The sequence below is a fragment of the Microbacterium sp. Leaf161 genome (assembly GCF_001423645.1).
GTDB lineage: Bacteria > Actinomycetota > Actinomycetes > Actinomycetales > Microbacteriaceae > Microbacterium > Microbacterium forte.
The window spans coordinates 995,321-1,016,499 of the sequence record NZ_LMOW01000001.1 but is presented as its reverse complement, the minus strand read 5'-3'; the positions used below and the strand labels follow the sequence as shown (position 1 = coordinate 1,016,499).

Annotated in this window: 16 protein-coding genes; 7 read left to right on the top strand and 9 right to left on the bottom strand. The window is 68.3% G+C overall.

Annotated features, from left to right (window positions below; genetic code table 11):
• Nucleotides 1–20 precede the first annotated feature (20 nt).
• Nucleotides 21–1,016, top strand: coding sequence for a LacI family DNA-binding transcriptional regulator (locus ASF87_RS04960; protein WP_056374631.1), 996 nt, complete (start codon nucleotides 21–23; stop codon nucleotides 1,014–1,016).
• Nucleotides 1,017–1,032: 16 nt separating this feature from the next.
• On the opposite strand, the gene ASF87_RS04955 is transcribed toward ASF87_RS04960, so the two are convergent.
• Nucleotides 1,033–1,398 carry a hypothetical protein gene (locus tag ASF87_RS04955; protein WP_042536822.1) on the bottom strand — a complete coding sequence of 122 codons (366 nt, stop codon included), beginning with the start codon at nucleotides 1,396–1,398 and terminating at the stop codon, nucleotides 1,033–1,035.
• Between the two features lie 182 nt (nucleotides 1,399–1,580).
• Here ASF87_RS04955 and ASF87_RS04950 point away from each other — a divergent pair, with 182 nt between their 5' ends.
• Together ASF87_RS04950 and ASF87_RS17975 are read left to right on the top strand one after the other, a co-directional pair.
• On the top strand, nucleotides 1,581–3,212 hold the full coding sequence (locus ASF87_RS04950; protein WP_056374629.1) for a fucose isomerase: 1,632 nt from the start codon (nucleotides 1,581–1,583) through the stop codon (nucleotides 3,210–3,212).
• A 182-nt stretch (nucleotides 3,213–3,394) separates the two neighbouring features.
• Nucleotides 3,395–4,603 carry an endo-beta-N-acetylglucosaminidase H gene (locus ASF87_RS17975; protein WP_235558866.1) on the top strand — a complete coding sequence of 403 codons (1,209 nt, stop codon included), beginning with the start codon at nucleotides 3,395–3,397 and terminating at the stop codon, nucleotides 4,601–4,603.
• A 38-nt stretch (nucleotides 4,604–4,641) separates the two neighbouring features.
• On the opposite strand, the gene ASF87_RS04940 is transcribed toward ASF87_RS17975, so the two are convergent.
• From ASF87_RS04940 to ASF87_RS04925, 4 genes are read right to left on the bottom strand one after another with little or no spacing between them, the layout of a single operon-like run.
• Nucleotides 4,642–7,905, bottom strand: a complete 3,264-nt coding sequence (locus tag ASF87_RS04940) for a GH92 family glycosyl hydrolase (protein ID WP_235558865.1) — start codon at nucleotides 7,903–7,905, stop codon at nucleotides 4,642–4,644.
• Nucleotides 7,902–8,837 (bottom strand): carbohydrate ABC transporter permease, encoded by a 936-nt coding sequence (locus ASF87_RS04935; RefSeq protein ID WP_200933696.1) that lies wholly within the window; start codon nucleotides 8,835–8,837, stop codon nucleotides 7,902–7,904. Before ASF87_RS04935 ends, ASF87_RS04940 begins: the two co-directional genes overlap by 4 nt.
• Nucleotides 8,834–9,760 carry a carbohydrate ABC transporter permease gene (locus tag ASF87_RS04930; RefSeq protein ID WP_200933695.1) on the bottom strand — a complete coding sequence of 309 codons (927 nt, stop codon included), beginning with the start codon at nucleotides 9,758–9,760 and terminating at the stop codon, nucleotides 8,834–8,836. The genes ASF87_RS04935 and ASF87_RS04930 overlap by 4 nt, the downstream gene beginning before the upstream one ends.
• Nucleotides 9,761–9,763: 3 nt before the next feature.
• The gene (locus tag ASF87_RS04925) at nucleotides 9,764–11,065 is read right to left on the bottom strand and encodes an ABC transporter substrate-binding protein (RefSeq protein ID WP_056374626.1); all 1,302 of its coding nucleotides are present in this window, start codon (nucleotides 11,063–11,065) and stop codon (nucleotides 9,764–9,766) included.
• A 211-nt stretch (nucleotides 11,066–11,276) separates the two neighbouring features.
• Between ASF87_RS04925 and ASF87_RS04920 the strand changes: the two genes are divergently transcribed.
• Nucleotides 11,277–12,587 carry a glycoside hydrolase 5 family protein gene (locus ASF87_RS04920; protein WP_056374625.1) on the top strand — a complete coding sequence of 437 codons (1,311 nt, stop codon included), beginning with the start codon at nucleotides 11,277–11,279 and terminating at the stop codon, nucleotides 12,585–12,587.
• A 32-nt stretch (nucleotides 12,588–12,619) separates the two neighbouring features.
• On the opposite strand, the gene ASF87_RS04915 is transcribed toward ASF87_RS04920, so the two are convergent.
• On the bottom strand, nucleotides 12,620–13,651 hold the full coding sequence (locus tag ASF87_RS04915; RefSeq protein ID WP_056374622.1) for a LacI family DNA-binding transcriptional regulator: 1,032 nt from the start codon (nucleotides 13,649–13,651) through the stop codon (nucleotides 12,620–12,622).
• Nucleotides 13,652–13,816: 165 nt separating this feature from the next.
• Here ASF87_RS04915 and ASF87_RS04910 point away from each other — a divergent pair, with 165 nt between their 5' ends.
• Both ASF87_RS04910 and ASF87_RS04905 read left to right on the top strand, forming a co-directional pair.
• Entirely contained in the window at nucleotides 13,817–16,813 is a 2,997-nt protein-coding gene (locus ASF87_RS04910; protein WP_056374620.1) for an alpha-mannosidase, read from the top strand.
• 60 nt (nucleotides 16,814–16,873) lie between these two features.
• Nucleotides 16,874–17,284: an MmcQ/YjbR family DNA-binding protein gene (locus ASF87_RS04905; RefSeq protein ID WP_056374618.1), complete on the top strand. Its 411-nt coding sequence runs from the start codon at nucleotides 16,874–16,876 to the stop codon at nucleotides 17,282–17,284.
• On the opposite strand, the gene ASF87_RS04900 is transcribed toward ASF87_RS04905, so the two are convergent.
• Entirely contained in the window at nucleotides 17,285–17,935 is a 651-nt protein-coding gene (locus tag ASF87_RS04900; protein WP_157550006.1) for a hypothetical protein, read from the bottom strand. It abuts the gene before it with no gap.
• Nucleotides 17,932–18,417, bottom strand: coding sequence for a MarR family winged helix-turn-helix transcriptional regulator (locus ASF87_RS04895; protein WP_157550005.1), 486 nt, complete (start codon nucleotides 18,415–18,417; stop codon nucleotides 17,932–17,934). The genes ASF87_RS04900 and ASF87_RS04895 overlap by 4 nt, the downstream gene beginning before the upstream one ends.
• 352 nt (nucleotides 18,418–18,769) lie before the next feature.
• On the opposite strand from ASF87_RS04895, the gene ASF87_RS04885 reads away from it, so the two are divergent.
• Nucleotides 18,770–20,419, top strand: coding sequence for an HNH endonuclease signature motif containing protein (locus ASF87_RS04885; RefSeq protein WP_082508761.1), 1,650 nt, complete (start codon nucleotides 18,770–18,772; stop codon nucleotides 20,417–20,419).
• Between the two features lie 135 nt (nucleotides 20,420–20,554).
• On the opposite strand, the gene ASF87_RS04880 is transcribed toward ASF87_RS04885, so the two are convergent.
• The gene (locus ASF87_RS04880) at nucleotides 20,555–21,145 is read right to left on the bottom strand and encodes a hypothetical protein (protein WP_056374613.1); all 591 of its coding nucleotides are present in this window, start codon (nucleotides 21,143–21,145) and stop codon (nucleotides 20,555–20,557) included.
• Between the last annotated feature and the right edge of the window lie 34 nt (nucleotides 21,146–21,179).

Sequence of the window (21,179 nt, the reverse complement as noted above, 5' to 3'; positions counted from 1 at the left end):
AAATCGGTTACAGTGTGCCGATGGTCACGATCTACGACGTCGCTCGACTCGCGCAGGTCTCGCCGGCCACCGTCTCGCGCGTGTTCAACGGCACCAGCGTCTCGGCGTCGAAGGTCGAGGCGGTGCGTCGAGCCGCCGAACAGCTGCGCTTCACCCCCAACCGCACCGCTCGCACCCTGCGGCGGCAGAGCTCCGAGGTCATCGGCCTCGTGATCCCCGACATCGAGAACCCGTACTTCACCGAGATGGCCCGAGGTGTCGAAGACGTCGCCTCGGAGGCCGGGTACTCGGTCGTGCTCTGCAATTCCGACTCGCAGCTCGAGAAGGAGGCGACCTATCTGCAGATCGCGATCTCCGAGCACATGTCCGGCGTGATCATCGCAACCGCCGACGAGCGCTCCGACCTCGGCGGCATCCTCGCGACGGGGCGGCCGGTCGTCGCCGTCGACCGCAGCACGACCTACGACATCGACGGCGTCGTCATGGCGAACCGGGCGGCCGGCGCCTCGGCCGCGAAAGACCTCATCGATGCCGGATACCGGCGCATCGCCTACATCGGCGGTCCCGAGCACATCGACACGGCGGCCGAACGGGCCGCGGGTTGGCGACAGGCGCTGAGCGCAGCGCATCCGGATCTCGACCTCGACGACCTCGAGCGGTTCACCACGTTCCGCGTCGACGGCGGGCGAGAGGCGATGGAGCAGCTGCTCGCACTCCCCGAGCCGCCTGATGCCGTGGTGGCCGGCAACAACCTCATCGGCGTCGGAGCGATCCAGGTGCTGACCGAGCAGGGCCTGACCCCGCCGCAGGTCGGCGTGGCGGTGATCGGTTCGCTGCCCTTCACGACGCTCTCGCCCACAGCCGTGACGGTCGTGCGGCTGCCCGCACGTCACATGGGAGTGACGGCGGCGCGGATGCTGCTGGAGCGCATCGGCGGCGATGATCAGCCGTCGCGCACGGTGGTGCTGCGCAACGAGATCCAGCCGGCCAGCGCCGTCGCCACGGCCAGGGGCTGACAGCACCCGCGGTCCCTCACTGAGACCGCCAGAACCGGGTCGCGAGGTGCGTGAGCTCGGTGTCGAGGTCGTCGACTTTGCCCTCGACACGAGTGAGTCGGGTGTCGAGGGAGTCGAGCCGCACGTTCATCACCTCGAAACCGGCTCGCATCTCAGTGCGCAGCACGTCGATCTCGCCGCGCAACTCGCCGCGAAGCCCTCCGATCTCGCCGCCGAGCTCGCTGCGAAGGCCGACGATCTCGCCGCCGAGCTCGCCGCGAAGGCCCCCGATCTCGGCGCGAAGCACCCGGCTGAACTGTGTCGTCATCAGGGTCATGCCGCCGAGCATCGCGCTCGCGAAGATGCCGATCATCGTCCAGGCCTGCGGATCGCTCAAGTCCATACCTCCATTGTTCGGCGCGGAACTCAGGATGTCACCGGGGTCCCGCGCTGTATGCCGGAGTTCACACTCGGTGTGCACAAATCGGCGATGTTGGCGACGGTGCAGAACGGATGGCCGGTTGCGGTCTGAAACCGATTTCACATACAGTGGCAGAACACGTGCGATCAAGGAGGACGCGAGTCATGACCTACACCCTGCCGGCACCGGCATCCCGACCGGCGTCCGCGCCGAAAACCGCGTACCTGATCGCCTCGGGTGACCTGCGTGAAGCCGCCAACACCGGCGGCTGGCCCGTGCAGGTCGAGCTCGAAGCAGGCGTGACCGGCGTCTTCAACGACCTGGGGTGGACCGTCGTCCGCGCCAACGACGTCGACCCTGCGACCGGCCACGGCTTCATCTCGAGCCAGCGCATGGGTCTCGAGGTCTTCAAGAACATCCCGACGGATGCTCCGCTGATCGTCGCCGAAGCGGTGTGGCAGTACTCGCACCACGTGCTCGCAGGTCTGCGCACGCATGAGGGTCCGATCCTCACCGTCGCGAACTTCGCGGGTGACTGGCCCGGCCTCGTCGGGCTCCTCGGCCTGAACGCCGGCCTCACCAAGATGGACAAGCCCTACGCCACGATCTGGTCGGTCGACTTCACCGACGACTGGTTCCGGGCCGGGATCGAGGAGTGGACCGAGACCGGCTCGATCACGCACGACGCGTCGCACGTGCGCCCGCTGCCCGAACTTCCCGACAGCCCCGAGAAGCAGCTGGGCGAGGCGCTGGCCGCCGAGCTGCGCGCCGAGAAGGCCATCATCGGCGTCTTCGACGAGGGCTGCATGGGCATGTACAACGCGATCTTCGACGACGAGCTGCTCAACAAGACCGGCATCTACAAGGAGCGCCTCTCGCAGTCGGCTCTGTATGCCGAGATGCTCGAGGTCGGCGACGACGAGGCGGATGCCGCCTACGACTGGCTGATCGATGCGGGCATGACGTTCCGGTACGGCGAGGATGCCGAGACCGAACTGACCCGAGAGCAGGTGCAGTGGCAGCTGAAGATGTACATCGCTGCGCTCCGCATCGCCGACGACTTCGGCCTCGACGCGGTCGGCATCCAGTACCAGCAGGGTCTGAAGGATCTGGTTCCGGCATCGGATCTCGCCGAGGGGATTCTCAACTCGACCGAGCGCCCGCCGGTCACCTCGCGCGACGGCTCGCGCGTGCTGCACGAGGGCCGTGCGTTCCCGCACTTCAACGAGGCCGACGAGGGCGTCGCGGTCGACGCGCTGGTCACCGATCGGGTGTGGCGCGCGATGGGACTCGTGCCCGACAACACCCTGCACGACGTGCGCTGGGGCGAAGATCACGACGGCCAGTTCGTCTGGGTCTACGAGATCTCGGGGTCGGTGCCCGCGTCGCACCTCGGCGGCTGGCAGAACGCCGAAGGATGGCGTCAAGGACACGTGTTCTTCCCGGCGGGCGGCGCGACGATCAACGGCGTCTCGAAGCCCGGCGAGATCGTGCTGTCGCGCGTGTTCATCGCCGACGGCATCCTGCAGGCCGACATCTTCCGCGCCTCCGTCGTCGAGCTCCCGGCGGAGGAGACCCAGCGCCGCAAGGACGCGACGAACCCCGAGTGGCCGATCGCGCACGTGGTGCTGCACGGCATCTCGCGCGATCAGTTCATGGCGCGGCACAAGGCCAATCACGCTCAGCTCGTCTACGCGCCGGATGCTGAGACGGCCGACAAGGCGCTGGTCGCCAAGGCCGCGATGTTCGCGGGCATGGGCATCAAGGTCAACCTGGTCGGAGACGTGACGATCTGACCGCTGGGTGAGGGTGAGCTCCGGAGGGCGGCCGGGGGAGGGGGCGGATGCTGCGGCATCCGCCCCCTCCCCCGGCCGTCGGGCCGGACTTCTTCCGCATGGCGTACTTAAGCGCTATAGTCGGCCGCAGGTCGCGACGGTGCGGCCGGATTCGACAACGACGCCGAAGGAGACGATCCGTCATGAGTCAGAACGTCAGGAATCACCGATTGCGAAAGAGCATCGCCGGGCTGGGGGTGCTCGCGACCGCTGCTGCAGGCATTCTCACCGGTTCACTGGGGGCTGCCGCCGAGAGTGCTGAGCCGGTCGACCCGAAGCTCGCCGTCTATGTCGAGGTGAACTCGAACGATTTAGCCAACGTCGCCGACTACACGCTCGCCGAGTCCGGCGATGCAGCCATCGACATGGCGATGATCTTCGCTGCGAACATCAACTACGACGGTGAGAAGGCATACCTGCACTTCAACGAGCGGGTCACCGAGACGCTCGACGATGCCGAGACGCAGATCCGCCCTGTGCAGGCGAAGGGCACCAAGGTGCTGCTCTCGGTGCTCGGCAACCACCAGGGCGCCGGCTTCGCGAACTTCACCTCGTTCGCGCAGGCCGATGCGTTCGCCGCTCAGCTCGCCGACGCCGTGACGACCTATGGGCTCGACGGCATCGACTTCGACGACGAGTGGACGAACTACGGCGCCAATGGCACCCCGCAGCCCAATGCGGAGTCGTTCGGATGGCTGGCCACCGCGCTGCGCGACCGCCTCGGCCCCGACAAGATCATCAGTCTGTATGCGATCGGCCCGACCTATACGACGACCGACTTCACGCTGTTCGACGCGGCGAGCGTGCTCGACTACGCCTGGAACCCCTACTACCCGACCTACGACGCCCCCGTGGTTCCCGGCCTCGAGGACCGCGGTCTGCTCGGGGCTGCGGCCATCGACCTGGCGAACACGAGCGCGGCCACCGCCGCGGACTTCGCGACCCGCACTGTCGCCGACGGCTACGGCGTCTATGTCGCCTACAACCTCACCGCGACCGACCAGTCGGCGTATCTCTCGGGCATCACCGAGGCGCTGAAGGGCGAGGCGACCGAGTATCGGGCGGCGCCCCGCGACACGACGCCCCCGACCGTCACGGTCAAGGAGGGCGCGCGGTTCACGAAGGGCGATGCGGCGGGCGGCTATCAGCGGGTCAGCTTCACGCTCTACGACGAGGGCAAGATCGACAGGCTCTACGTCAACGGCGTCGAGAAGGATCTCACAGACAACGAGTGGAGCGACCTGAACTTCGTGAAGTCGGGCGCCTTCGGCGCTGTCACTGGCGCGAACACGCTGCAGGTCGTCGACGTCGCCGGGAACACCACCGAGGTGTCGTTCATCCTGTCGAAGTGATCCCCTGAGATCGAAGTGATACCCCGAGATCGAAGTGATCACCCGAGGTCGAAGACCTCGATCTGACGGATCGTGACCCCGGCCTCCGCCCGCACGCGGATCGCCGGGGTCACGACCCGTGACGCCAGCTCGAACGGGGTGGTGCGGTCTGCGGCCAGCTCCGCGTCGTGCGTGGTCGGTGCCGCGGTCCAGTTCCCGTCCTCATCGATGACCTCCCACTGCAGGCGCGACGATGGGGCTGCAGCGACCATCGTCACGGTGAGGTCGCTCACGGCGCGGGGCTCGGCGAAGCGGCATCCCGCCCATTCACCGGTGGCCAGGGCGACGCCGCTCGAACCGCCATGCTCGCCGTCGTCGAAGAGGCGCCGGGCATCGACGACGGATGCCGCTGCGATCACATCGGCTCGCTCGGCCGTCAGATCGCCACACCAGGTCGAGTGGGCTGCGGGTGCGTGCTCGCCCGTCTCGAGGGCATCCGAAGGATCGGTGACGAAGATCAGTTCGAGGTCGGCGTCACCGGCCAGCGTGGTGATGGGGAGCTCGGCGCGATCGAGATCGACCCCGTCCAGTCGCGCGCTCTGCAGCACGTGGGCGGCCGGCTCGCTGCGGTGAGAGCGGATGCGCAGCGAGGACCCGTCGGCGCGATCGACGCGGATGTCGTCGAAGAGGGGGGACCCGATCCGCAGCACTCCCGACGCGAGCTCGAGCGGGTAGAGCCCGAGAGCCGCCCACAGCCACCACGCGCTCATCTCGCCGTTGTCCTCGTCGCCGGGGAAGCCCTGACCGATGTGGGCGCCCGCGAAGAGGCGGGCGGCGAGCTCGTTCACGATCGCCGCGGTGCGCCACGGCCGGTCACTGAACGCGTACATGAATGGGATGTGGTGGGCGGGCTGATTCGAGATCGCGCACATGCCGGAGCGCAGCGCCCGCGCCTCGCGCTGCTCGTGGATGACCGCGCCGTATGCTCCGCCGAAGCGTTCGTCGGCGGTCTCGGGCTCCGCGAAGAGGTCGTCGAGATGCTGGCCGAAGGCGCCGCGGCCGCCGTGCAGCGTCGCGAGTCCGGCTCCGTCGTGCACGGCGCCGACTGACATGCCCCAGGCGTTCGTCTCGACATTGTCGCCGCCCCAGGTGCGTGGGTCGAAGCCCGGCGTGAAGCCGCCTGCGGAGTCCTTGCCACGGAGGAAGCCGGAGTCCGCATCGAACAGGGTGCGGTACGACAGTGCCCGGTTCGCGAAGTACCGGGCGGAAGAGCGGTAGCGCGCGGCATCCTGTGCGGACTCCGCATCGGCGGCGAGCTGCGCGGCGAACCGGCCGAGCGCCGCATCGCTCACGGCGTTCTCGATGGTCCAGCTCATGCCCTCCGGCACGTCGGACGAGATGAATCCGGTGAAGCGCCCGCGGGCGATGCCCTTGCGACCGCGCAGCGCATCGGGCCCCGGCTCGCAGGCGTTGCGCCAGCCGCTCTCGAACGCCTCCGCATGGTCGAACTCCACTCCCCACCGGGCGGCGTCGGCGAAGATCTGGTCGCTCGACGTTCCCACCATGCTGTCGACGTATCCCGGGGCGCTCCACCGGGCCATCCAGCCTCCCCGACGATACTGCTCGAGCTGTCCGTCGAGCAGCCTGCCGGTCAGCGCAGGGTCGAGCAGCGCGAGTGCCGGCCATTCGGTGCGGTAGGTGTCCCAGTAGCCGTTGTTCACCACCAGCTCGCCGTCGACGATCGGGGCGCTGGTGGTGCGTTCGCCGAACGGCTCTCGCGCCGCGAAGACGTCGGCGAATCGAGGGATCGGGGCATCGGCGGTTCCCGCGTTCTCGGCGGCGGTGTTCGGATACAGATGCATCCGGTGCAGGGCCGCGGCGATCCGGCTCAGATGCTCTTCGTGCGCCAATCGGCGATACGGCGCCTCCGCCTCGGGGAGCGGCGGGATGGTCACGCGCCCCAGCACACGGTTCCAGGATGCTGCGGATGCCGCTCGCAAGTCTTCGTATGTCACCTCTGCCGGTGCTTCGAGGTCGAGGCTGCGTCTGGCCTGCTCCACCGACACGAACGACACCGCCACGCGCACCTCGAGCGAACCGCGCCCGCCGACATAGCCGGCGACGTGCACCCGCTCGGCGTCGTCGAGCGCGCCGCGCGGGCCCGACGCAGCGCCGCGCGGGCCCGACGCGTCGTCGCCCTCGTTGCGCAGCACCACGCCCGCGAAGTAGCAGCGCGGAGCGTTGCCCCAGTCCTCGGTGCCCTCCGGCGTCCACCCTTCGAAGCCGCCGTCATCGGTCCAGGTCAGGCGTCCCTCATCGGTCGGCTGATCGATCACGAACCCGACGATGGCGTCGGCCTCGGCGCCGCGCACCCGGAAGGCGGCGGCGTGCGAGGTCGCGGTCATCTCTGCGCGCAGTCCGCCGAGGTCGACCGCGTACTCGTGCGGGCGGGCGCGCTCGGACCCGGGGGTGATCCAGCGTCGACGCTCCCCACGGTCAGACATCGGGCGTCCGTCGAACGGCATGAGCTGGAGCACCGAGCGATCGCCGATCCACGGACTCGGCTGATGGGAGAACTGCAGCGCTTCGAGGCGTCGCCCCGGCGGGTCGTCGTGGATGCTGGGGCGGTACGGCCAACGGGTGTCCGAGGCATCGGTCGCCGGAGTGACGAACGTGAAGCCGTGCGGAACGGCGACCGCGGGGATCGTGTTGCCGCGCGAGAAGCGCGGTCCGGAGTGTGTGCCTCGACGGGTGTCGACCCGTTCGACGGGAGGAAGTTTCGCCGCCGTGGGGTGCTCCGGCATCTCCTCGACGACGCACTGCACGAAGCCGCTGACGCGCGAGGGGAGATCCGCGTCGGTCGCCAGGGATCCTGTGCCCAGGACGAGTTCGACGGTGACCGAGGTGTGCGGCACAGAACCCGAACACAGCGGGGCGAGAGACACCGTGTCGGCGTTCCACTGCTCCGGCAGACTCCAGCGGGCCCCGAACTGCGCATCGGCGGTGAGCGGGAAATCGTACCGGTCGCGCACGGCGGCGATGTCACTCAGCCTCGCGCCGTCGGCACGCCGCGCATCGACGGTCGCCGCGAGCGCCGCATGCGGGGCGAGGGTCGCGTCGGCGCCGTCGGCATAGAACGCCCAGTGCAGCACGGTGTCGGACGCGACGGGGATGTCTGCGAGTCCGGGCACGTCGATCCGCTGCTCGCCGGCCGACGGATCGAAGGAGAAGGCGAAGACCTGGCCGGGGAGCACGCCCGCCCGAGGGCGAGACGACGGAGGGTCTGCGGGCCCGTCGGCGGGCATGAGGTGCACGGTGCTCACCCCTTGACCGCGCCCTCCTGCACGCCTTTGAAGAAGAACCGCTGCGTGAACGAGAACATGATCACGATCGGCACGAGCGCGATCATGGTGCCCGCCGCGATCAGGCGCGGGTCGACCGAGAAGCTGCTGTTCAGATAGGCCATGCCCACGGTCAGCGTGTACTTCGACGGGTCGGAGAGCACGATGAGGGGCCAGAGGTAGTCGTCCCACGCGCCGATGAAGGCGAAGACGGCGACGACCGAGACCATGCCCCGGATGTTGGGCCACACGATATGGCGGATGCGCTGCCAGGTCGTGGCGCCGTCGACGGTCGCGGCATCCAGCACGTCCTGGGGAATCATCCGGCACGCGGTGGCGACGAGCAGCACGTTCATGGCGCTGATCGCGCCGGGCAGGAACACGCCCCACAGGGTGTCGGCGAGGCCGAGCGCGCGGATCGTGAGGAAGTTGCTCGTCACGGTGACCTCGCCGGGGAAGAGCAGGGTCGACAGCAGGATGGCCATGACGATCCACTTGCCGCGGAAGCGCATGCAGCCGAGGGCGTAGCCCGCGAACGTGGCGAGGATCACGTTGCTGAGCACCGTGCCGACTGAGACGAGCAGGGAGTGCCAGGCGTAGAGATAGACCGGGACGATCTCGGCGACGGTGGCGTAGTTCTGCAGCGTCGGCTCGCGGGGGATGAGGTTCGGCGGGAAGGAGTAGATGTTCTCCTGCGGGCCCTTGAACGAGGTCGAGAGCTGCCAGACGAACGGGCCGATCACGAGGACGAGCACGAACAGCAGCAGAGCGTAGCGGCCGATCAGCCCGCCGAGCGTCGGCTTGCTGAAGTCGCCTGAGCCGCGGCGGCGGAAGATGCGTTCGCGTGCGGTCGCGGCGGTCTGATCGTCGGGACGCCGGTCGTCGTCGACGCGCGGCGGGGTGAGCGTGCTCATGCGGGGACCTTCGCCTTCTTCTCGCGATTCATGATGGCGATCGCGGCGAGCGGGATCAGGGTGAGGAGGAACAGGGCGACGCTGATCGCCGAGGCGTAGCCGATGTTGCCGTTGAGACCGGAGCCGACCTGACGGATCAGCATGACCAGCGACATGTCGTAGCCGCCCGGCCCGCCGGTGCTCTTCGAGAGCACATCGAGCTCGGCGAACACCCTCATGGCCGAGACCGCTATGAGTACCGCGATCAGGAGCATGGCACCGCGCACCGAGGGGATCGTCACCGAGAGGAAGCGGCGGAACGACCCTGCTCCGTCGAGCATCGCCGCTTCATGCAGCTCCTTGCCGACGTTGCCGAGGGCGGCGAGGTAGACGACCATGTAGTAGCCGAGGCCCTTCCACACCGTCAGCAGGATCGCGCAGCCGAGCAGCAGCCAGCGGTCTACGAGGAACGCCATCGGCTTGTCGACCAGGCCGAGGAACTCGAGCGTCTGGTTGATGATGCCGCGACTGTCGAACAGCCAGGTCCAGATGAGCGCGACCACGACCACCGAGGCGATGACGGGGAAGTAGAAGGTGGTGCGGAAGAACGCGATACCCGGCAGCTTCTTCTGCACGAGCAGCGCGAGAAGCAGCGGGAGGATCGTGAGCAGCGGCACGCAGACGACCACGTAGATGATGCACGTGGTGAGGGCGTTCCAGAACATCTCGTCGCCGAACATCCGCTCGTAGTTCGCCCCGCCGACGAACTCGGGGGTTCGCAGGGGGCGCGCGTCGGTGAAGCTCAGGAAGACGGTGTTGAGGAACGGCCAGAGCGCGAACACCAGCACCCAGATGACGGCGGGGCCGAGGAGCAGCCACGGGGTGAACCACCGGTGGGACGTGATGCTCTTCCTCCGGCTCCGGATGCTGGTGTGCGCGCTCATGGCTTACTTGTCCACGCGGTTGGCGTTGGCGTACTCGACGATCTTGTCGAGCTGCTCCTGCGCGTCGGCTTCGCCGTTGACGGCGAGCGCGATCTGCTGGGTCATGTACGTGGCCATGTCGGACGTCCACTGGAACGGGATGGCCTTGGCATCCTCCATCGCGGTGAACACGGTGTCGATCGCCGACAGCTGCTTCTCGTCGGTGATCGACGACGAGATGTTCTCGACCACGGCGTCACCACCCGACGACGTGCCGGGCGCGGTGCCGACGGCGAGCGACGAGAAGGCGACCTGGTTCACCTCGTTCGTCGCGAACTCGGCGAACGCGAGTGCGGCCTCCTTGTTGTCGGAGTCGGCGGAGACGTTCAGTCCCTGCACATAGAGCGGAGGGATGCCGAGACGCTGCGTGGCGACGGTGTTCTCCAGCAGCGCGGGCGCGTCCTTGGCGAGGTCGGTCGTGAAGCCGGTGCCGCCGGTGGTGAAGGCGACCTTCTCCTGGATGTAGGCCTCGGCGTTTCCGCCGTAGTCACCGGTCAGAGCCTCGGCGGGCATCGCCCCGGCCGCATACGCGTCGGCGTACTTCTCGATGATCGCGGCGGCCTCCTCGGTGTTGAAGTCGAACTCGCCCTCGTCGTTGATGACCTCCATGCCGGCGGAGGTGAATGTGTCGAGAGCGGGGATCGACGACAGCAGCTGCACCTTGCCGCCGGACTCGGTGGCCACGTCCTTCGCGAGGGTGAGCAGCTCGTCGACCGTCGTGGGGAGGTTCTCCTCCGTGACGCCGTAGGGGGCGAGCTGTGCGAGGTTCCACCACGAGGCGTCGCTCGAGAGGTACCAGGGCAGACCGTAGGTGCCCTCGACGCCGGGGTACTGGCTGTACGCATCCCATGCGCCGGCGTTGTACCCGGACTTCAGGTCGGGATCCGCCGTCTCGAGGTCGACGAGCTTGCCGGCGGCGACGAGGGGGTACGCGATGTCCGGCGGCAGGTTCAGCACGTCGGGGAGGGTGTCGGCGTTCGCCTGGCTCAGGATCTTCTCCTGGTAGCCGTCGCCCGGCTGGTCGAGCCACTCGACCGTGACATCGGGGTGCTCCTTCTCGAACGCGTCGATCAGGTCTTCGAAGTAGGGGGTGAACTTCTCGTTCTTCAGCGACCAGGTCTGGAACTGGATGGTTCCGCTCAGCTCACCGGAGGTGTCGATCGGACCGGCGGCACCCGATGTGGCGCCGCCTCCGGTGCAGCCGGCGAGCGCCATGGCGCCGATCGTGAACGTTGCCAGAGCGACAATGCGTGCGGGAACTTTCATCGTGCTTCTTCCTCGAGGCGGGCGATTGGCGGTGTCCGTCCGGCGGACTACAACGCTTTAGCAGATGAAACCATCCGTCGCGGTCTCTGTCAAGGTCTCGACGCTCCGCGTGCATGCAGATAGCGGAATTCCGGGTGGCGGCCTCGTGCTCAAGCGTTATAGTGGTGCGAAATGTCCTCGCCGGAGGGCTCTGTCGGAAAGGTCCGGACACATGACGCAGCGCCGCGCTCTCGATGCTCGCCTGAGATTCGGGGCGAACTACACGCCGTCGAAGGACTGGATGCACTCCTGGCTGGACTTCACCCCCGATGACGTGCGGCGCGACTTCGCGGCTCTCGCAGAGCTCGGACTCGACCACGTGAGGGTCTTCCCGCTGTGGACGGTGCTGCAGCCGAACCGCACGCTCATCCGCACGAAGGCGATCGACGATGTCCGCGCCATGGTCGACATCGCTGCCGAGTTCGAGCTCGACGCGAGCGTCGACGTGATCCAGGGGCACCTGTCGAGCTTCGACTTCGTGCCCTCCTGGCTCTACACCTGGCACGACCGCAACATGTTCACCGACCCGACAGCGCTCAGCGGGCAGGTCGACCTCGTGCAGACGCTCGCCGGCGCGCTGCGCGACGCCCCGAACTTCCTGGGGCTGACCCTCGGCAACGAGACGAACCAGTTCTCGGCGCACACGCATCCGTCGCCCTGGCCGGTCACGACCGACGAAGCGGGGCACTGGATCGAGTCGCTGCTCGCTGCCGCCGAAGGAGCGGCACCCGGTCTCTCGCACGTCCACAGCGAGTACGACGCGGTCTGGTACATGGACGGGCACGGCTTCACCCCCGCGCATGCGTCGCGCCTGGGCGAGATGACCACGATCCACTCCTGGATCTTCAACGGCACGGCTCAGCGCTACGGTGGCAGGTCGGTCGCCGCCGACCGCCACGCCGAATACCTCATCGAGCTCTCCCGCGCCTTCGCCACGGATCTCGATCGACCCGTGTGGCTGCAGGAGGTGGGTGCACCGTCGAACTGCCTCGACGAGAGCGAGATGCCCGGTTTCCTCGAGGCGACGCTGCGGTCGGCGGTGCGCACGGAGAACCTCTGGGGCGTGACCTGGTGGTGCTCGCACGACGTGAGCCGCGACCTCGGCGACTTCCCCGAGCTGGAGTACTCGCTCGGCCTGATCGATCAGAGCGGCGCGGCCAAGCCCCTCGGCCGGCGGTTCGCCGAGCTGATCCCCGAACTGCGCGAGCGCAGCGCGGCGCCTGCGCGGGAGGCGGCGATCGTGGTCGACGTCGACGAGCGCGAGGTGCCGGTGAGCCGGGCGGCTCTCAGCCCCGGGGGTGCGGTCTTCCAGGCCTGGGTGGATGCCTGCGAGGCCGGCCTCGACCCCGCGTTCGTGACGTCGCAGACGGCTCTCGACGACGCGACGCTCGCCGCGCGCGGCATCCGTCGCCTCATCCGTCCTGATCTCTCGACGAGCGGGGTCGACCCCTACGGCTCCGTCAACACCGTCGTCGACGGCTGACGACGACATCGCGAGACGCCGGAGAGCCGTCGTCAGGATGCTGCCGCCGGCGGAGCCGTGCTCTCGCGGGCGGTGAGGGTCGGCGTCGGGCCCTGAGCGCTGGGCAGGTTGAGGCCGGCGACGATCTGCTGCAGCAGCAGTGTCGCGGCCTGCTCGCCGAGCTCGAACGTGTCACGGGTCATCGCGGTGATCGACGGGTTGATCAGGCCGGCGATCACCGAGTCGTCGAACGATGCGATCGAGACGTCGCGCGGAACGGCGCGGCCCATCTCCTGGGCGACCCTGAGGCCGGCCACGGCCATCACGTCGTTGTCGTAGACGATCGCCGTCGGGCGCAGGCGGCCCGAGAGCTGGGCACGTGTGACGGCTGATGCCCTGGCGGGGGAGAAGTCGGTCGTGATCACCTCGCCGGCGATGCCGTCGGGGGCCATGGCGTGCAGCACCTCGGCGCGCAGACGGGTGTGCTCGAGCTCGGCGGGGCCGGCGACATAGGCGATGCGCGTGTGTCCCAGTGCGGCGAGGTAGGAGAAGAGCGTCTCGGCCACCTCGTCGTCGGCGATCCAGACGCTCGGCACTGCTCCCTCGGGGGAGGGCTTCGAGCCGATCATCACCGCGCGAGCGTCGAGCGCCGCGATCCGGTCGCTGCGGGGGTCGTCGTCGCGGGGGTCGATGAGGATGATGCCGTCGACCTGGTTCGACGACCGCCACTGCCGATGCACCTCCATCTCCTCGGCGATGTCGGTGACCAGGCGCAGCTGCAGACTGACCTTGCTCTCGGAGAGCCGCGACTCGATGCCGGCGATGAGGTCGGTGAAGAACGCCTCGGATCCGAGCGAACGGGCGGGACGCGCGAGTGCGAAGCCGACCGTGTTGGCGCGGGCGCCGACCAGGGCGCGCGCCGCGGAGCTGGGCTGCCAGTGGTTCTCCTCGACGATCGCGAGGATGCGCTGACGGGTCTCGTCGCTCACGCCGGGGCGCCCGTTGAGCGCGAACGACACGGCTCCGGGCGAGACTCCGGCCATGCGCGCGATGTCCGCGATGGTGACGCGTTTGCCCGAGGTCATGCGCCTCACACTACTTGATCGGTTTAGCCGCTCGGAAGCTGTCGAGCGTGATTCCGGGCGGGTTTACTAGATCGCTTTAGTAAATCCGATAGCATTGTCGGCAACCGCCCGACTCCCGGGCGCGAGTCAGGTCCCCTCTCACCGTCGAGCCCGGAGAATCACACCATGCATGACGACACCTCGCTCACCGTCGGCCGCGTCAAGCGGGTGCTCGACGAGCGCATCCGCCCGGCCGTCCACTCCGCATCCGTGCCCCTGACGATCGAGGTGAACCAGCTCCCGGGTGAGCCGATCAGCCCCGCGGACGGGCTCGCTCTCGACTTCGCCCCGGCCTCCGTGCCGAGCATGTGGGGCCCCGCCTGGTCGACGACCTGGTTCAAGATCACCGGTCGCGTGCCCGCCGAATGGGCCGGCCGCCGGGTCGAGGCCGTCATCGACCTCGGATTCGACATCAACATGCCGGGCTTCCAGTGCGAGGCGCTCGTCTACCGGCCCGACGGCAGTCCGGTCAAGAGCATCAACCCGCGCAACCAGTGGCTGCCGATCACCGAGGACGCTCACGGCGACGAGCCCGTCGAGCTGTATCTCGAGGCGGCTGCCAACCCGGTGCTGCTCGACTACCACCCCTTCCTGCCGACGCAGGAGGGCGACATCCAGACGTCGTCCCGCGAGCCGCTGTATCGCACCCGCCGCATCGACCTCGCCGTCTTCGAGCAGGAGGTCTTCGAGCTGTCCCTCGACCTCGAGGTGCTGTTCGAGCTGCAGGCCGAGCTGCCGGCGACGTCGCCGAGACGCATGCAGATCCTGCAGGCCATGGACGACGCCCTCGATGTGCTCGATCTGCAGCGCATCGTGCAGACGGCATCCGATGCCCGCGCTCGCCTGGCGGGCGTGCTCGCAGCCCCCGCCGAGGCCAGCGCGCACCGAATCTCGGCGATCGGGCACGCGCACATCGACTCCGCCTGGCTGTGGCCGGTGCGCGAGACGATCCGCAAGGTGGCCCGCACCACCTCGTCGATGACGACGCTCATCGACGAGCAGCCGGACTTCCTCTACGGCATGTCGAGCGCGCAGCAGTACGCGTGGCTCAAGGAGCACCGCCCCGAGGTGTACGCCAGGGTCAAGGCCGCCGTCGCCGAGGGGCGCTTCCTGCCGCTCGGCGGAATGTGGGTCGAATCCGACACCGTGATGCCGACCGGGGAGTCGCTCGTGCGTCAGTTCTCGTACGGTCAGCGGTTCTTCGAACGCGAATTCGGCATCCGCTCGAAGGGTGTCTGGCTTCCCGACAGCTTCGGCTACTCGCCTGCTCTGCCGCAGCTCATGCGCCGTGCCGGGTTCGAGTGGTTCTTCACGCAGAAGATCTCGTGGAACCAGCAGAACGTCTTCCCGCACCACTCCTTCCTCTGGGAGGGCATCGACGGCTCGCAGGTGTTCACGCACTTCCCCTCGATGGACACCTACAACTCCCAGCTCAGCGGCATGGAGGTCGCCAAGGCCTCGCGTCAGTTCAAGGAGAACCGCGTGACATCGCGGTCGATCGCGCCAGTGGGCTGGGGCGACGGCGGTGGAGGCACCACGCGTGAGATGACCGGCAAGGCGAAGCGCCTCGAGAACCTCGAGGGCAGCGCGCGTGTCGTGTGGGAGCACCCGGACACCTTCTTCGACGCCGCCCGCGCCGAGCTGCCGAACCCGGCCGTCTGGGTCGGCGAGCTCTATCTCGAGCTGCACCGCGGAACCCTCACCAGCCAGCACGCCACGAAGGCGCTGCACCGCTGGGCCGAGCACGCGCTGGTCGAGGCCGAGCTGTGGGCGGCGACGGATGCCGTGCGCACCGGAGCCGCATACCCGCAGGCCGAGTTCGATCGGCTGTGGGAGACCGTGCTGCTGCACGAGTTCCACGACATCCTGCCGGGCACGTCGATCGCGTGGGTGCACCGCGAGGCCGTCGAGGTCCTCACGAACGTGCTGTCGGATGCCCGGGACATCGCGGATGCCGCGCGTCGCTCGCTCGCGGGCGAGGGCGATCGTGAGCTGCGGTTCGTGCCGACGTCGGTCGGTGGCGGTGGACGCGCGCTCGGGGCGGGCTTCGTCGAGGCGCCTGCCCCGGCATCCGTCATGCTCTCCGGCGAAGACGGCGGGTGGCGCCTCGAGAATGAGCTCGTCTCCGTGTTGATCTCCTCCGAGGGGCTCATCGTCTCAGCGGTCGACAAGACGTCGGGTCGCGAGGCGGTGGCCGAGGGGCGCGCGGCGAACCTGTTCCAGTTGCACCAGGACTTCCCGAACATGTGGGACGCCTGGGACATCGACAAGTACTACCGCAACAGCGTCGACGATCTGACCGCGGTCGACTCGATCTCGGCATCCGTCGTCGACGGCACGGCCTCCGTCGTCGTGACCCGGTCGTTCTCGCAGTCGACGGTCGAGCAGACCATCACCCTCGCGCCCGGTCAGCGCACCGTGCTGCTCCGCAACGACATCGACTGGCACGAGACCGAGAAGCTGCTCAAGCTCGCGTTCCCGCTCGACGTCCAGGCCACGCACACCGAGGCCGAGACGCAGTTCGGCTACCAGGCGCGGGTGACGCACACGAACACCAGCTGGGAGGCGGCGAAGTTCGAGACCTCGATGCACCGCTTCGTGCTGGTGCGCGAGCAGGACTTCGGCGTCGCGCTCGTGAACGACTCGATCTACGGCTACGACACCTCGCGCGAGGTGTCGGATGAGGCCGTCACGACCACTGTGCGGCTCTCGCTGCTGCGCGCGCCGCGGTTCCCCGACCCCAGCACCGATCACGGCCACCACCAGATCGAGATCGGGTTCGTGGTCGGTGCGGACGCCGCGATCGCGACCGCCGAGGGCATCCGCCTCAACTCGCTGCCGACGCTCGTGCGCGGCGCGCACGAGGTCGCACCGCTCGTGAGCGTCGAGGGCGAGGGCATCGTGGTCTCGGGTGTGAAGCTCGCCGACGACGGCTCGGGCGACGTGATCGTCCGCCTCTACGAGGCGCTCGGGCGCCGTGCGGTCGGGTCGCTCGCTGCCGACTTCGAGCACAGCGAGATCCGCGAGGTCTCTCTGATCGAGGACGCGCTGGATGACGGGCGCGTGGGCGGCGAGCTGCGTCTGCGGCCGTTCGAGGTGCGGACGCTGCGCATCGTGCGCTGAGACCTCCGTCATCCGCGGTCGCCATTGTGGCGGGCTGCCTCACGGGAGGACGATGGGCGGATGGCGACAGTCGATGACGTTCGAGAGATCGCGCTCGCGCTGCCCGGTGTGACCGAGCGCGTGGGCGGTCACACGGGCGAGCCTTCCTGGCGGCTGCCGAGCGGTCAGATCGCCTGGGTGCGCGGCGCCAGCAAGGTCGATCTTCGCCAGCTCGCAGATCTCGGGCTCGTCTGGCCCGACGGGCCGGTGCTGGGCGTGCGAGTCGCGAGCCTCGAGGAGAAGGCGATGCTGCTGGCGGCAGAGCCCGAGGGTCTGTTCTCGATTCCGCACTTCGACGGATACCCCGGCCTGCTGGTGCAGCTCGACGCGGTCGATCGCGGCCGGCTGGCCGAGATCATCGCGGATGCGTGGCTCGTGAGGGCTCCGGTGCTCGTGGCGAAGCAGTGGCTCGCGGAGCGCGGTCTCGACTGATCAGGCCGCTGTCAGGAAGGGTCGAGCCGCGTCGAGGAAGGCGCGAGGATCATCGGCCCACAGCCGGATGCGGTCGACATGGTGCACTCCGCCCTTCGGAGCGAGGCCCGGGAGCCGGATCGCGACCGGGCGTTCGAGCTCGATCTCGATGTTGGTCTCATCCTGCATCCGCTCGGCGTACTCCGAACCGGTGATGCGTGGCTGCTTGGGTTCGTCGACCCGGCGGTCGATCGCGACCGACGCGATGTCGGCCCATCCGATCGGCACATCGAGCTCGAGCCCGCTGCGCACCCGCACTCCGTCGGGCCCCACCGAATGCGGCCGCATGAGCATCGCGCACAGCAGGCCGACCATCCAGGTGACGCCCCAGATTCCGAGCACCAGCAGCGTGATCCGCACGGCGGGCCATTGGTGCACGATGAGGTCGAGGATCGGGATCTCGACAGCGGAGAGGCCGATGAAGATGAACAGCACCGTGAGCACGGGGCGGTGATAGCCGATTCCCGTACCGCCCTTCGGGACTGCGGGGCGGCGGGCGATCGCGCGGGCGATGCTCGAGTAGACGCGAAGCTCGGCGATCCATGCGCGATGGAGGAAGTTGAGGATGCGCGCGATCGGGGTCGGGCCCGTCGTCTGCAGTTGTTCGGTCACGGTGCGTCTCCGGGCGTGGAGGGCTCGCCCGTGCTCTCGGGAGCGGGCGTGGCGGCGGTGGTCACGAGGTGCTCGAGGTGTGCTGCCACGGCCGCGAGGCCGCGTTCGACGGCCGCGCGGTCGGCGGGGTCGATCGCCGACAGCAGCGTCTCGTTGAGCTGCGCGTGCTCGTCCTGCATCCGCGCCATCGTCGCGGTGGCGGCCTCGGTCAGCTCGACCAGGACGGCACGTCGATCGGTCGGGTGCGGGGTGCGGCGAACATGCCCCGACTTCTCGAGAGCATCGACGAGCCCCGTGATGTTGCGAGGGGTGACATCGCAGAGCTGTGCCAGTGTCTGCTGCGTCGACGGTCCGGCGTGCTGCAGCACCCAGAGCAGGTGCACGCGGGCTGTCGTGAGTCCGGTGCCGTCGAAAGCGCGGGCCATGTCCCTCTGGAAGAGGTCTGCGATCAGCAGCAGGCGGTCGACGAAAAGCAGTTCCATGATTGTGATGGTACTACATAGTTACCTGTATTCACTAGTTTTCGCGCTCCGCCTGCTAATTCCCCTTCCCCTTCCCTTTCTCCTCCTACGTCTCCTTCGTCTTCTCTTTCTCGTTCTCTTTCTCCTTTTCGCTTCCGTCTCTTTCTCCTTTTCTTTCTCTTTCTCCATCTCCGTCTCCGTCTCCTTCCGTCTCCTTCCCTTTCTCCTCCGCCGTCTTCTTCTTCTTGATGCTTTCGTCGGCCGCGCGTCCTTCTCTGCGCTGTATTGGGAGATCGGAATATGGCGTTGATCTGGGGTAAAAGTGGGCGGACTCAGGTCTCGAATGTCGGCGGTCCCCGGTTGACTAGGGGGTATGAACAGCGCTGCGGAGCTTTTGGATCGGATCATCGCCGACCTGGATGCGGTGCTGTCCGACGACGCGCTGGCGGGGTTGTCGGATGCGGACCGGGTTGCGGTGTTGCAGGGTGCGGGGGCGGCGTTCCGACGTGCCGAGGCGGTGATTGTGGAGACGATCGCGACGGGGGATCCGGGCGACTTTCCGCATTCGGCGGGCTGCCGGGGGCTGAATGAGCTGCTGCAGCGGACGGTGGGTGTGGATGTGCGGGGTGCGACCCGGGTCGACAGGGTGGTCGATCTGGTGCGGCGGCCGATGAGTCTGGCGGGGGAGAGGATGCCGGCACGGTGGGCGGAGATGCGGCTCGCCCTGCTGGACGGGGTGGTCGGTGTCGCGGGGTTTCTGGCGGCGACGGGTCCGATCGAGAAGGTGTGGGATCGGCTCACGGTCGATCAGCGGTTGGCGGCGGATGTCGCGTTGGCGGGGTGCGCCCGCGGTCACGGCCTCGAGGCGGCACCCAATGACGACTCGACCCGTGACGACCCGGACGTGGACGAGCATGCGGCGGGTCCGTCGCCGACGGCGCAGGATCTGAAGGCTCTGGCGGAGGATCTCGCGTCGATGTTCGATCCGGATGGTGAGGAACCGAAGGACGAGGATGCGCGTCGTCGTCGGGGGATCACGATCGGCCGGGTGAAGGACGGCATGCATGCGATCCGCGGCTACCTGACCCCGGACGCCGCGGCCCAGTTGCAGCTCATCCTGGACGCGATCCTCAACCCGAAGGGCGACGGGCCGCCGATGCCGGGGGTGTTCTTCGCCCCGAGTGGGAGCTCCGGTGAGGACACAGATTCTTCGGACGCCGACTCTTCGCCTGCTGGTGCTGATGCGGGCTCGAACGCTGACTCGGATGCGGGGGAGGACCCGTTCAATTCGGATGAGCGCAGCGTGCTCGATGACCGCACCGCGGCGCAGAAGCGCCACGACGCTCTCGCCGCAGCGCTCGGGATCGCTGCCCGGCACAAGGACATGCCCACCCTCGGCGGCGCATCACCGGTCCTCGTCGTCACCGTCGACGCGACAGACCTCGCCCACCACGCCACGCGTGCCACCGGTGCTGCGTTCGGAGACGCTGTCACCGGTGCAGCGTTCGGAGGCGCTGTCACCGATGCTGCGTTCGGAGGCGCTGGGTCTGGAGCGGGCGGCAATGGTGGGTGGGCGACGATCCCCGGATCCGGTGCCCACGTCCCCGTCTCCGTCGCGGCGCAGGTCGCCTGCAGCGGGGCGATCCAACGCGTCCTCATGGACGAGGGTCGAATCATCGGGATCACGACGACGGATCGGGTGTTCACCGTGCATCAACGTCGGGCGATCATCGCCCGGGACAAGGAGTGCCTGATCCCGGGATGTCACGTGCCCGCCTCATGGTGTGAGATCCACCACGTCACCGAGCATGCCAGGGGCGGGCCCACGCATACCGATAACGGTGTGCCGTTGTGCTGGTGGCACCACCGCTCCCTCGGCACCTCCGGGTGGGAGATCCGCATGAAAGACGGCCTCCCGCAGGTCCGCGGACCGGCATGGTGGGATCCCGCACAGCACTGGCGCACCCCACGACTCAGCCTGCCGTCACCCGCTCGAGTGCGCCGCACCTCGCTTCGCGTCTGAGCACGCCCGGGTGGAACCACGCACACCCGGGGGGCGACGCGCACCGAGGGGAACCACGCACGCCCGGATGGAACCACGCACACCCGGGGGAGACGACGCACACCCGGGCGAAACCGCGCGCACCGAGACGGGATATCAGGCCGGGTCGAGCCTCAGCACCTCAGGCGACTCGCCTCCCGCGACCTCGTCGACGACGCGGATACTGCGAGCCAGATCGTCGAGAGCGCCGTCCAGCGTGCCGAAGCGTTCGCGGTCGCTGCACATTGCGGTGAGTGTCACAAGATGCGTGCCGGTGTCCCAGGTGTAGGTGGCGAACGGGGGTGACGCGGGTGACGGCGGCATCGCCACCACCAGCTTCTCTCCCGTGCCCAGCCACCGGCTCGAGAACGACTGGGTGTCGTCGTAGTCCATCGGCATCGACGCGCGAGCGACCCGCACCTGCGGAGTCAACGCCTGCACGGTCGCCATCGCGACGACAAGCTCCGGATCCGCCTTCCACGTCCACACGAGCACGCGACCGTCTGCCCGGCGCATCAGCATCGGCGCCGCCTGGCTCATCGCCCACGCGCCGATCCGTGAACCCGGGCGCTCGGTGACGCCGATCGCCGAGTTCACCTGCCCCAACAGCATCCGGATGGCGGCCTTTCGGTGCCGGCGCCCCTTCCAGCCGAGCGAATCGGTGACGGGGATCCACAGCCGGGGGTCGGCGTCGGCAGTCAGTCGCATGTCTCCACGCTAGGGGGTGAGGCTGAGGGATGCC

Bases quoted from the DNA above. Each gene is read 5' to 3' on its own strand.
- ASF87_RS17975 (WP_235558866.1), top strand. From the start codon at position 3,395: ATGAGTCAGAACGTCAGGAATCACCGATTGCGAAAGAGCATCGCCGGG.
- ASF87_RS04955 (WP_042536822.1), bottom strand. From the start codon at position 1,398: ATGGACTTGAGCGATCCGCAGGCCTGGACGATGATCGGCATCTTCGCG.
- ASF87_RS04910 (WP_056374620.1), top strand. From the start codon at position 13,817: ATGCATGACGACACCTCGCTCACCGTCGGCCGCGTCAAGCGGGTGCTC.
- ASF87_RS04930 (WP_200933695.1), bottom strand. From the start codon at position 9,760: ATGAGCGCGCACACCAGCATCCGGAGCCGGAGGAAGAGCATCACGTCC.
- ASF87_RS04920 (WP_056374625.1), top strand. From the start codon at position 11,277: ATGACGCAGCGCCGCGCTCTCGATGCTCGCCTGAGATTCGGGGCGAAC.
- ASF87_RS04880 (WP_056374613.1), bottom strand. From the start codon at position 21,145: ATGCGACTGACTGCCGACGCCGACCCCCGGCTGTGGATCCCCGTCACC.
- ASF87_RS04950 (WP_056374629.1), top strand. From the start codon at position 1,581: ATGACCTACACCCTGCCGGCACCGGCATCCCGACCGGCGTCCGCGCCG.
- ASF87_RS04925 (WP_056374626.1), bottom strand. From the start codon at position 11,065: ATGAAAGTTCCCGCACGCATTGTCGCTCTGGCAACGTTCACGATCGGC.
- ASF87_RS04895 (WP_157550005.1), bottom strand. From the start codon at position 18,417: ATGGAACTGCTTTTCGTCGACCGCCTGCTGCTGATCGCAGACCTCTTC.
- ASF87_RS04905 (WP_056374618.1), top strand. From the start codon at position 16,874: ATGGCGACAGTCGATGACGTTCGAGAGATCGCGCTCGCGCTGCCCGGT.
- ASF87_RS04885 (WP_082508761.1), top strand. From the start codon at position 18,770: ATGAACAGCGCTGCGGAGCTTTTGGATCGGATCATCGCCGACCTGGAT.
- ASF87_RS04915 (WP_056374622.1), bottom strand. From the start codon at position 13,651: ATGACCTCGGGCAAACGCGTCACCATCGCGGACATCGCGCGCATGGCC.
- ASF87_RS04960 (WP_056374631.1), top strand. From the start codon at position 21: ATGGTCACGATCTACGACGTCGCTCGACTCGCGCAGGTCTCGCCGGCC.
- ASF87_RS04935 (WP_200933696.1), bottom strand. From the start codon at position 8,837: ATGAGCACGCTCACCCCGCCGCGCGTCGACGACGACCGGCGTCCCGAC.